Source organism: Sporosarcina sp. P1, from assembly GCF_002743155.1.
Classification (GTDB): Bacteria; Bacillota; Bacilli; order Bacillales_A; family Planococcaceae; genus Sporosarcina; species Sporosarcina ureae_B.
The window spans coordinates 18,508-30,375 of record NZ_PDYS01000013.1; the positions used below are offsets into that span (position 1 = coordinate 18,508).

General features: G+C 40.4%; 11 protein-coding genes, 1 pseudogene and 1 other annotated feature. Of the genes and pseudogenes, 3 read left to right on the forward strand and 9 right to left on the reverse strand.

Annotated features, from left to right (window positions below; all coding sequences use genetic code 11):
• Positions 1-37 precede the first annotated feature (37 nt).
• The 5 genes from CSV73_RS12270 to ilvD form a co-directional block, all read right to left on the reverse strand.
• Positions 38-1,579, reverse strand: a complete 1,542-nt coding sequence (locus CSV73_RS12270; protein ID WP_085132928.1) for a 2-isopropylmalate synthase — start codon at positions 1,577-1,579, stop codon at positions 38-40.
• Positions 1,566-2,600, reverse strand: a complete 1,035-nt coding sequence (gene ilvC, locus CSV73_RS12275) for a ketol-acid reductoisomerase (RefSeq protein ID WP_085132927.1) — start codon at positions 2,598-2,600, stop codon at positions 1,566-1,568. Before ilvC ends, CSV73_RS12270 begins: the two co-directional genes overlap by 14 nt.
• 29 nt (positions 2,601-2,629) lie before the next feature.
• On the reverse strand, positions 2,630-3,148 hold the full coding sequence (ilvN, locus tag CSV73_RS12280) for an acetolactate synthase small subunit (protein ID WP_085132926.1): 519 nt from the start codon (positions 3,146-3,148) through the stop codon (positions 2,630-2,632).
• Complete coding sequence (gene ilvB / locus CSV73_RS12285; RefSeq protein WP_099627731.1) at positions 3,145-4,890, reverse strand: biosynthetic-type acetolactate synthase large subunit; 1,746 nt, start codon at positions 4,888-4,890, stop codon at positions 3,145-3,147. Before ilvB ends, ilvN begins: the two co-directional genes overlap by 4 nt.
• 104 nt (positions 4,891-4,994) lie before the next feature.
• Positions 4,995-5,245 (reverse strand) — a binding site (T-box leader).
• 2 nt (positions 5,246-5,247) lie between these two features.
• Entirely contained in the window at positions 5,248-6,915 is a 1,668-nt protein-coding gene (gene ilvD, locus CSV73_RS12290) for a dihydroxy-acid dehydratase (protein WP_085132924.1), read from the reverse strand.
• A gap of 777 nt (positions 6,916-7,692) precedes the next feature.
• Here ilvD and CSV73_RS16755 point away from each other — a divergent pair.
• Positions 7,693-7,737 (forward strand): annotated as a pseudogene (locus CSV73_RS16755) (hypothetical protein); the annotation flags it as partial.
• Between the two features lie 169 nt (positions 7,738-7,906).
• Here CSV73_RS16755 and CSV73_RS12300 read toward each other — a convergent pair.
• The 4 genes from CSV73_RS12300 to CSV73_RS12315 form a co-directional block, all read right to left on the reverse strand.
• Entirely contained in the window at positions 7,907-8,221 is a 315-nt protein-coding gene (locus CSV73_RS12300) for a DMT family transporter (RefSeq protein ID WP_099627732.1), read from the reverse strand.
• Entirely contained in the window at positions 8,184-8,570 is a 387-nt protein-coding gene (locus tag CSV73_RS12305) for a DMT family transporter (RefSeq protein ID WP_099627733.1), read from the reverse strand. The genes CSV73_RS12300 and CSV73_RS12305 overlap by 38 nt, the downstream gene beginning before the upstream one ends.
• Before the next feature lie 81 nt (positions 8,571-8,651).
• A complete protein-coding gene (locus tag CSV73_RS12310) occupies positions 8,652-9,236 on the reverse strand; it encodes a TetR/AcrR family transcriptional regulator (protein WP_085132920.1) in 585 nt (194 codons plus the stop codon).
• Between the two features lie 386 nt (positions 9,237-9,622).
• Positions 9,623-10,036 carry a cation transporter dimerization domain-containing protein gene (locus CSV73_RS12315; RefSeq protein ID WP_099627734.1) on the reverse strand — a complete coding sequence of 138 codons (414 nt, stop codon included), beginning with the start codon at positions 10,034-10,036 and terminating at the stop codon, positions 9,623-9,625.
• Between the two features lie 345 nt (positions 10,037-10,381).
• Here CSV73_RS12315 and CSV73_RS12320 point away from each other — a divergent pair, with 345 nt between their 5' ends.
• Positions 10,382-10,999: a YflT domain-containing protein gene (locus CSV73_RS12320; RefSeq protein ID WP_099627735.1), complete on the forward strand. Its 618-nt coding sequence runs from the start codon at positions 10,382-10,384 to the stop codon at positions 10,997-10,999.
• A gap of 183 nt (positions 11,000-11,182) precedes the next feature.
• Positions 11,183-11,866, forward strand: coding sequence for a C40 family peptidase (locus CSV73_RS12325; RefSeq protein ID WP_232319158.1), 684 nt, complete (start codon positions 11,183-11,185; stop codon positions 11,864-11,866).
• Positions 11,867-11,868 lie beyond the last annotated feature (2 nt).

Genomic DNA, 11,868 nt, shown 5'->3' on the forward strand with positions numbered 1-11,868 from the left:
ACTCGATCGAATACTCTATCCCTTTGACATATGTTGCTTATTTTATTAACTCTTCTTTCCGCAATTGTTCGCGAACTAGTTGACGATTGATAGCATTCAAATAAGCTTTTGCAGACGCTTCTAATACGTCTTGCGCTACGTCCCGGCCTGTAAGCTCAAGTCCGTTATGTCTTAAGTTGACTACTGCCTCTCCCAGTGCATCGCGGCCTTTACCGATCGATGTTACACGATAATCCAGAATGAGTACTTCACCTTTAACGGCCAATTCCAGTGCGTTGAAAATAGATTCAACAGAACCTGCACCAGTCGTTGCCACTGTAACTGTTTCCCCGCTAGGCACTGTCGCTGTCACGGTAGCAGTCGGAATATTATTCGTTCCATATTGAACTTGAACATTATGCAATTCGTAAATTGGTGTATCCGTATCAGCCAATTGCTGTCCTGTGAATAGAACAAACAAATCGTCTTCTGTAATTTCCTTTTTACGGTCCGCTAATTTTTTGAAGTTATCAAACGCTTCATTTAATTGGTGATCAGTCAGTTCAAACCCCATCGTAATTGCCCGATCTTTGAACGCAGCACGCCCGGAGTGTTTACCTAGCGCTAGTGGCCTATCCGTTTCACCGATTAATTCCGGTGTAATAATTTCGTATGTCTCACGGTTTTTCAGCATGCCGTCCTGGTGAATACCAGATTCATGTGCGAATGCATTCTTACCGACAACTGCTTTGTTTGGCTGGATGACTACACCTGTCAAACGACTAACAAGCTGACTAGCTTTTTTGATTTCTTTTAGGTTGATTCCAGTTTCCATGTTGTAGAAATCTTTACGGATGTGCATGGCGACAGCAATTTCTTCTAATGCTGCATTACCTGCACGCTCTCCGATACCATTAATCGTACATTCCACTTGATCTGCACCATTCTCAACTGCTGCAATAGAGTTTGCAACGGCCATTCCAAGATCATCATGACAGTGAGCGGAAAGCTTAACGTTGTCTATTCCTGTTACGTTCTCTTTCAAGTACTTAAATAGAGCGCCATATTCTGCAGGTGTTGCATAGCCTACAGTATCGGGAACATTAATGGTTGTAGCTCCTGCCTCAATTACTTTATTAATAATACGTACCAGGTATTCCTTATGAGAACGGAAAGCATCTTCTGCCGACCACTGAACGAGTGGGAAATACTGTTTGGCGTATTTGACCGCATCCACGGCAATGTCCACTACTTCGTCTGGAGATTTCTTCAATTTATATTCCATATGAATCGGTGATGTGGCTAAAAACACATGGATATGTGGCTGTTCTCCGCCTCGTAATGCTTCCCATGATATATCAATGTCTTTCTTCATGGCTCTAGCAAGGCCTGTAACAGTGGAATTCTTTACTGTTTTGGCAATGCGTTGAACGGCTTCGAAATCACCTGGGGATGAAGCAGGAAATCCTGCTTCAATAACTGCTACCCCAAGTTTTTCTAGCTGACGAGCGATTTCTAACTTTTCTACTGTATTTAAATTAATACCTGCAGATTGCTCACCGTCGCGAAGAGTTGTATCGAAAAGATCAATTTTTCTCACTCGCTACCACTTCTTCCTCTTTTGATTTAGCTCCTTCGTTGATGAATGGCATCATAGAGCGAAGCTTCTGTCCTACTTCTTCGATTTGGTGCTTAGCTTCTGCTTCTTCGATTGCATTGAAATTAGGACGTCCGTTTTTATTCTCTTCAATCCATTCTTTTGCGAACTTGCCTGATTGGATGTCCGTAAGAATATCTTTCATACGTGCTTTTGTATCTGCATCGATTACGCGTGGTCCAGAAACGAAGTCGCCCCACTCTGCAGTGTCTGAGATGGAATAACGCATTCCAGCCATTCCGCCTTCATACATCAAGTCAACAATTAGTTTCGTTTCGTGCAATGTTTCGAAATAAGCTAGTTCAGGCTGGTATCCAGCTTCTACTAATGTTTCAAATCCTGCTTTAACTAATGAAGTCAATCCTCCACAAAGTACTGCTTGCTCTCCGAATAGATCTGTAACTGTCTCTTCTTCGAAAGTTGTTTCCAAAACGCCGCCACGTGCAGATCCGATGCCTTTTGCATACGCAAGGGCTACGTCTTTTGCTTGGCCAGATACGTCTTGATAAACTGCGAATAGTGCAGGAACTCCGCCACCAGCTTCGAATGTTCTACGTACAAGGTGTCCTGGTCCTTTTGGAGCTACTAAGAATACATCTACATCAGCAGGTGGTTTGATTTCACCGAAGTGTACGTTGAAACCGTGAGCGAATACCAATGATTTACCTTTAGCAAGAGCTGGTTCGATTTCTGCATCGTAGATTGCTTTTTGGTTTTCATCTGGAAGTAAGATCATGATCAAATCTGCTTTTTCAGAAGCTTCTTTTACTGAAAGTGTTTCAAGACCGTCCGCTTGTGCTTGATCGAATGATTTTCCAGCACGAACACCTACTACTACGTTAAAGCCTGAATCTTTCAAGTTACGCGCGTGTGCGTGCCCTTGTGAACCGTATCCGATGATTGCGATAGTTTTACCTTCTAATAGTCCTTCATTGATATCCTGGTTATAATACATTTTTGTCATTTTAATTTCCCCCTAAGTGTGTGTGTGTTTTACTGTTTCAAAATTGACAGCTGTGGTGCTTGAACTTTTTGCATATCGCGGGCAAAGCCGGTTGCGCCAGTTCGTGTTAATTCTTTGATGCCATATGGTTTCAGCAAATCGATAAACGCTTCGATTTTATCTGGGTCACCCGTTACTTGGTACGTTACTACATTCTTTCCGGAATCAACTATTATCGGTCGGAAAGGTTCCACAATACTATTCATTTCAGAGCGAATCTGTGGTGGTGAGATGACCTTTACTAGCGCTAACTCACGTAACACGATTGCTTTGTCTGTTATATCTTTCACTGTAATAACATCAATCTGCTTTTGCAGCTGTTTTACAAGTTGTTCAATTTTCTTCTCATCTTCTACGTGAACTTGGAATGTCATCTTGGATCTGTTTGGCTGTTCCGTAGCGCCGACGGTCATACTTTCAATATTGAATTGACGCTTCATTAGCAGTCCCGTTACACGGTTTAATACCCCGCTCTGATTAATTACTGTTACTGTAATAATTCGTTTCACTGAGGACTCACTCCAATCATGTCTTGTAATCCTTTACCTGGAGCCACCATTGGATAGACGTTTTCACGTTGTTTCACTCGGCAATCGATCAAGACCGGCTCGTCAGATAATAGTGCTTCTGTAAATACTTTTTCGGCTTCTTCTAAATTGTGAATTCGATACCCTCTCAGGTCATATGCTTCAGCCAATTTAATGAAATCCGGTTGTACTGGAACTAGTGACTGTGAGTAACGTTCTTCATAGAATGTCTCTTGCCACTGACGTACCATACCAAGTGCACCGTTATTCAAAATGATGACTTTTACCGGAATACGCATTTCTTGAAGAAGCGAAAGCTCTTGTGCTGTCATTTGGAAACCTGCGTCTCCAACCACTGCAATTACACGATCTTTCGGTCTAGCAAGTTGTGCACCGATTGCCGCTGGGAAGCCGAAGCCCATCGTTCCTAATCCGCCTGACGTTACCCAGTTGTCGGGGTTATTAAAACGGTAATATTGAGCAGTCCACATTTGGTGCTGTCCAACATCTGTCGTGACGATTGCATCACCATTTGTAATCCGATGTATGATCTCAAGTGCTTGTTGAGGTAATAAAGCCTCCTCATCTGTTTGATACCAAAGCGGATATTTGTCTGCTAAACCATTTAAATAGCCTATCCATTCTGCTGTATCCGGTGATTTGAAATCTGCCTTCAGCAACGCGGTTAATGCTTCTTTCGCATCAGCTACGATTGGAATTTCAGTCTCAACGTTTTTGCCAATCTCTGCCGGATCGATGTCAATATGAATCACACGAGCATTTGGCAGGAATGCGTCCAAGTTACCTGTTAAACGGTCATCAAAACGAGCACCGACATTGAGTAATAAATCACATTCACTAAGTGCGTAGTTGGCAGTTGCTGTACCGTGCATGCCAGCCATTCCGTAGAATAGTTCATGTTCTCCATGAATTGTACCTAAGCCAAGTAATGTATTCACGATCGGAATACGATGCGTTTCGACAAGCTCCTTCAGCTCGGCTGTTCCTCCTGCATGGAGTACACCTGCACCTGCAAGGATCATAGGTTTTTTCGCACCAGAGATAGCTTTCGAAGCTTTTTGAATTTGCAGATAATTCGGCGTAGTAGTTGGCTGATAGCCAGGCAAATTCACTTCTTTACTCTCTTTTTCGACAGGAACGAAAATATCTGTTGCGATATTTTTAGGAACGTCGACAACGACTGGTCCTGGTCTTCCAGTAGAAGCAATATGGAAAGCTTCACGCATAATACGTGGAATGTCCGCTACACTTTGTACTTGATAGTTATGTTTAGTAATAGGTTGAGTAATCCCTATGATATCCGCTTCCTGGAAAGCATCCGATCCAATAACAGTGGTTGCTACTTGGCCTGTAATAACTACTAATGGAAGTGAGTCCATCATGGCATCTGTAATTCCCGTTACTAAGTTCGTTGCGCCAGGACCAGATGTGGCAATGACTACCCCAATTTTTCCGGATACTCTCGCATATCCTTCTGCCGCATGAATTGCGCCTTGCTCATGACGTGCTAACACATGGGGAATCGGATCGTTATATAATGCATCATAGATTGGGAGAACAGCTCCTCCAGGATATCCAAAGATTACTTCTACATTCTGTTCTTTAAGCGATTGAATCAAGATTGCAGAACCATCCATAGGTTTATTCTTAGCTTGTTCCGTTGGCATAGATGCAGTCTGTTTTTCTTGTACTTCAGCACTCATACTGAACTCCTCCTTACAATTTTCCACTATATTTATACTGGCCACTGACATTTTCACCTAAAAAAAAACCTTTTCATCCCACGCAAAGAATTCTTCTCTCTTTACATAGGGATGAAAAAGCTTTCATGGTACCACCCTAGTTCGTGACAATTGTCACCTTATGAAAAAGCAAGCCGAAGCTATACTTTCTCATTGCTAACGAGCCCGAATATCGAGCCCGGGACTGCCTAATCGGTATACCTTTTAGCAATCCACTCCGAGGGGATGTCGCAAATAGCTGTATTACCGGCTCGCAGCACCGCCGGCTCTCTGTGAATACATTTTCTATCTACTTTAACCTCATCAACGTTTTGTATATTAAATTTTCATAACTCCACCAGTACTTGCTGAAGTGACTAGTTGAGAATATCTAGCAAGATAGCCTTTTTTAATCTTTGGTTCGAATGGTTCCAGTGCATGGCGCCGTTCTGCAAGAACTTCATCAGATACTACCAGTTCGATCGTACGGTTTGTCAGATCAATGTCGATAATATCTCCGTTCTCTACAAGTGCAATCGGCCCTCCGGATGCAGCTTCTGGTGAGATATGTCCAATAGAAATACCTCGCGATGCCCCAGAGAAACGACCATCGGTAATTAAAGCAACTTCTTTACCAAGCCCTTTCCCCATAATTGCTGAGGTCGGTGCTAGCATTTCCGGCATTCCCGGTCCACCTTTAGGACCTTCATATCTAATGACGACTACATGGCCTGCTTTTACCGTGTCATTATCAATATTTTCTTGGGCTTCTTCTTGTGAATTAAAGACAATCGCTTCTCCTCTGAATTCCTTGATAGAGGGATCAACTGCCCCAACTTTAATGACAGAACCTTCAGGAGCAATGTTACCAAATAGAATAGACAGACCGCCTACTGGACTATGTGGATTATCTTTCGTTCGAATGACATCTGTATTGGTAATTTCATGTCCTGCGACATCTTCTGCAATCGTTTTACCAGTGATCGTAATACGGTCTTTATGGATCGCACCATCGATTTTACACAATTCATTGATAATTGCGCTCACACCACCGGCTAGATGAATATCATGCATAGAATAATCAGATGCTGGCATGATCTTCGATAAATAAGGTACTCGTTTAGCTACATCATTTACATCTTCAATGTTGTAATCAATTTCTGCTTCGTGCGCGATCGCTAATGTGTGAAGAACTGTATTAGTAGAACCACCCATTGCCATATCGAGTGCGAATGCATCGTCGATTGTTTCTTTTGTAATGATGTCTCTTGGTTTAATATCTTTTTCGATACAATTCATCAAGTGTTTCACTGCATCTTTGATTAGTACATGGCGTTCATTTGAAGTTGCAAGGATTGTCGCATTTCCTGGAAGAGCCATACCGAGCATTTCCATTAGAGAGTTCATAGAGTTCGCAGTGAACATGCCTGAACATGATCCACATGATGGACATGCATTTTGTTCAATGTCGAGCAACGCTTCAGCTGTCATGTTACCACTTTTGTAAGCTCCAACGCCTTCGAACACCGAAGTTAATGAAAGTGTCTCACCTGTTGCAGAAACACCCGCTTCCATCGGTCCTCCAGAAACGAATACAGAAGGGACATTTGTGCGAACAGCAGCCATTAACATGCCCGGTGTAATCTTGTCACAGTTAGGTATATAGAAGACTCCGTCAAACCAGTGTGCATTAATGACTGTTTCTGCTGAGTCTGCAATTAGCTCACGACTTGGCAATGAGTAACGCATACCAATATGTCCCATTGCGATTCCATCATCTACACCAATTGTATTAAATTCAAACGGTACGCCGCCCGCTTCCCAAATTGCTTCTTTAACTACTTCCGCGAATTTGTTCAAATGCATATGTCCTGGAATGATATCTATATAAGAGTTACACACTCCAATAAATGGTTTGTTCATATCTTTCGTTTTAACACCAGCTGCATATAGTAAGCTACGATGTGGTGCACGATCGATTCCTTTTTTAATCATGTCACTTCTCATTTGCAATCTCTCCTAAACTAATTGAACGAATCAATTGCTAATTACATTAATTTCATTCAGTTGAATATTCTGAACAGCTAGTGAATAATTCACCGCTATGAACTAGATTGCTGTAATCATATCTTGTATATGAATAAAGGTCAACCGTATTTTTAAAGTTTTTCGTTAATTGTGACTAATTTAAAACATCTGAATACGCTTACATACCCTGTATATAGCGATATATTGCATATCAAAATATCTTAATTTATTTTTTTATTTGGCCTTGTTACTTTCATTAAATAGAAGAAAATATAGGTAAAATCTTTATTCTACAAATAGAAGGCCATGCTTGTCCTTCCTATGACGATCCTTTTATTACAAATATTATGAAATAGAGTTCTTGCTTTATTTTATTCAATTTTGCTTATCCATCCGTTTATCAATTGCTGCAGATTGTAACTAACACTCTACTATACCTATTCAAAGGGGCGATACGTATTCATTAATTATGCAGAATACTAGTAGTGTATGATAAGTTTCGCTCGACAGCATTCGACATTTATATTTTGTTCATAACTCTATACACATTATACACCGCGTATCTTAGTAGTTTATGTAAACCATTCACATATTACCCACAGATTACCCACTAGCATTGTGGACAATTAGAACGCTTGTTCTTTTTATGAAAATTTGGTAAAGTAAGATATAACATCAAGAGAGAAGCATGCAGACTGATTACAATCAATTCATCCCAAAGGAGGCGGTTCTACTGTGTTACATTTATCGGATCAAATGCTACTCTATTCCTATCAACAAGCCCAAAAGTATCATCTAAATCTGGAGTTCATCCAAATGTTAGAACGCGAGATACGTAAACGTGCCTTGGAATCGATAAAACTCAGTAGCTGATCTTTCGGATACAATAAAACGGACATGCCTGTTAACATAGGCATGTCCGTTTTCCATTCTATACGTACACCTCCTTCTATAAGAAAGGAGATATATTTTATGATAACGCTTTTAGTCCAACTACTCCGATGACGATGAGTATGAGACTCACTACTCTACCTGTACTCTTCGATTCACCGAAGAACAGCATATTGATGAGTACGGCACCAGCTGTACCTACACCAATCCACACAGCATACGCTGTACTGACTTGCAAAAACTTAAAGGAGTTATAAAGAAAGTAGAACGCGATACCGAACCCTCCGTAGTATAGTAAGCCATTGGTCCATGTTTTATTTTCACTAAATTTCTTCAGCCCTATGACACCGGCAAACTCACTTAGTGCCGCCAAAAATACTAGAATCCACCCCATCGCCTTCCACTCCCTTCAGCGCTTTCTTTTCATCCAGACCATCCGCTACCTTCAATCCCGCTACACCAATAACTAGAATGAAAATGAAGAAGATCTTCCCTATACTAATATGTTCACCGAAGAACATGACGTCCATTAATGATGTACCGACTGTTCCGATTCCAGCGAATATCGCATAGACCGTCCCGGTTGGTAAACCTTCACAAGCTTTCGTGAGGAAATGAAAATCCACAAATATAAAGCCGATGATCACTATCCAATGCCACCATTGAGTCGCTGTGTTAAATCCAAAGATCCATACTAATTCAAAAAAGCTAGTTAATGCGACATATAGCCACGCTTTACTCATACTATCCGCTCCAATTTAATTTTCGTCGTCCTTATGACTGACTATCATTCATTTTATCATAAAAGCTAACATTTGGCTATGTTAACCTTCCACTGTTTGAAATTGCAGTGCATGAGATAGGAAATCGAGGACTTCTTCTTTCTGTCTATCCGCTTCACTTTCATCATGTTGAGCATAAAGAAATACTTGCTCAGCAGTCGATTCGATAAGACCAATAATAATCTTCGCCGTCCGGTCAGGTTTGATCGATTGACGAACCGCTCCTGCTTTTTTGGCGGCTTCAAGTTTTTCGCTAATCCATTCATAAAATGGCGCGTACACCGATTCCCACTCGCGAATATGCTCAGTTGAAGCTAGGCCGGAATATATAACAGCCAATATTTCATAGTATTCTTTATTCACTTCATATATTGCATCTACCATCTGCTCGAACTGTTTGGCATATGATGCGTCGTGATCGACAGTGAGTTTGACCACATCCATCGTCTTGGCCACCATTACCTCGGCAATCGCAGGCATTAAAGAGAGTTTTGACGGAAAATATAAATAGAATGTACCTTGCGCAATCCCTGCACGCTTAACAATATCCGAAATTTTAGTCTTCTCAATCCCCTGTTCTTTAAACACTTCTATAGCTGAATGTACAATAGCTGTTTTTTTTCCCAAATGAATTCCCCACTCTCTATCTATAGATTCTATTATTGTATCGCAATGATTCTTTTCTAACAATTTAACTAAATTTATGAAGCGGTAAGCTAATCAAAAAGTAACCAACTGCATAGCAACGATAATTATTATTTGATTCACTTAATACTCTTCAAATCTACCATCATTTGATGCAAAGTACACATCCAAACTACTATCAGATATTTCTATAGTGAAAACTTGTATGTGGCACGGGCAAGCTTTTGCCTTGGATCAAAATAGAAATAGAGGAGATTTTACTTCGCCTCGTCTATTGTTATATTATACTGATTCGCATTCACTAACATATCAATTAGTATTACCGATAAAAATACCGCCCTATTGTTAGGACGGCATCTTTACATTCATTATTTAACTGCCTTTGTTTCTTGTACAAATGTTTCTCCGCTTTTACGCGCTTGGATATCAATGCTATGTTCTGGATACTCTTTTTCAATACGTTCATAGTATTTTTTACTAACTTTTTCAGCATCTTCTTTTTTCATGTCTTCTGATACTTCAAAGTCTAGCAAGACGAAGCCACCTGCATCTTCAGTAATAATCAAACTTACTTCTGATACCCCTTCTTCTTTCCCAAACTCCTCTTTTAACTCATCATTAGTAGCTGTTGTCTCAGATTTATCTATAGGATCTTTAACGACATTTTCAGCTGGTTCGGTTTGTTCCTTGTCTACATCTGTTTCTTTTTCAGTATCCGCGTTACATGCTCCTAATAATAGAAGTGAAAGACTAAGCGGAGCCAATAGCTGTCTTTTTCTCATGATAAACCGACCCTTTCTATTGTTAACTATACTGTGTATCCTATCATATCTGTAAAACCTTAACAAATAAACCGATACTATGAAACGTACAGCTAAAGAGTTATGTAACGAAATGACCAGACACAATTATGAATCTTTTTCTTCGTTTCTATTCGAAATGACCATTGTAGAATGCATGCGATAAATTTTGGAGGTGGATGCAGAGTTCCTTCACTCTGTACAGACGATTTTTTTTACACTTGATCTTACATACCATCCCCCAATCTTTTTCAACGTTCGGCAGGTTTTTGAAGAACAATAAACGGGTATACTATGTAGAGCAACTATAAAGAGGGAGGCAATACAATGGATGAACTAATCAGCAAAACATTTATTGGTGTGTATTACAACGATGCTGACCTTCTAAGCAAAATAGAGGAATTAAAAGAAACCGGTTATCTTGATGACAATATTTATGTAATCGCTAAAAATGAAAACGATGTAGCCATGCTGCGCAGTAGAACGGGAGCAGACGTGTACTCCGCATATGATACGTGGACAGATCGTTTTATGGACTTCCTTACAGGCGAAAATCATATCAAACAAATGATGTATGGCATCGGGATGGATACGACCCAGGTAGACCGCTATTACGAAGAAGTGCAACACGGTGGCATGATGCTATATGTAGATGAAGGATGGGCTCTCAGCGTGTATTCGAATGACGAGACTTTTCAAACAGACAGATTATCGAGTCCTGTGCCTAGACCCATCACCGATTCCTCTAGAACGACAAAAACTATAGAATCTGAACCCTCATATGGTGGATATGAACCACTACAAAACGCTGCACATCCTGAAGTATTGAAGTCAACCAAGTCAGACGAGACTATTCAGACAAATGATCTTACTTCTGAAGAAGAGCGTGCTGTCTTATCTGAACAAATTGTAGAAGAAGATCCTCCTTCTTTTCCTAGAAAGTAATCTCATTCGCTACAAGCCTTCCTTTCTACAGGAAGGCTATTTTGCTTTGTTACAATCTGTTTACAAAGCACCATTCTTGTAACTCCTTCTTAATATGAACGTAATGTTTAACACTACATAGCTCGTGTAAGATATTATTTGCAGCTAGAGAGCGATAAACATTATTTTGGAGGAGAATCATTCGTGAAAAAATTATTATGTTCAATTTTGATGACATCAGTTCTGTTTATGGGATTCAATGGCGGAACAGCCGATGCCGCAAGTAAAGCTACAGCGAAGAATGGTACATACATAACAGTACATAATGCAAATGTTCGAGCAGATGCTGGAACAAACCATAAAAGAGTCTTTACATTAAAAAAGGGAACTCGTGTTCAACTGACACACCAAAAATACGCAGGTAAGCAATTATGGTATAAAGTAAAGGTTAATGGTAAAAGAGGATATGTTTCCAGTTCCCTATTAAAGAGATCTACAGGCAAAGCAGTAGCAGCAACTTCTCCTACTAAAGGTGGCGGATCTGGTGTTGTGAAAACAGCAATGAACTTGCGCGGAATCCCATACCGTTTCGGTGGGACTACCACTAGAGGATTCGACTGCAGTGGATTCATTCAGTATTCATTCAAGAAAAATGGTAAGTCTGTATCTAGAACGACAACTGGACAATTCAACCAATCGGCAAAAATTAAATCGCCAAAACCTGGAGACCTAGTATTCTTCCACAATACATACCGCAAAGGGATTTCGCATGTAGGAATCTATGTGGGAAACAATAAATTTGTTCATGCAGGTGGCAAGAAGTCAGAAGTTGTCAGCCTAAACAATCCATACTGGAAATCTAAATTCAATAGTTTCAGAAGACTATAATC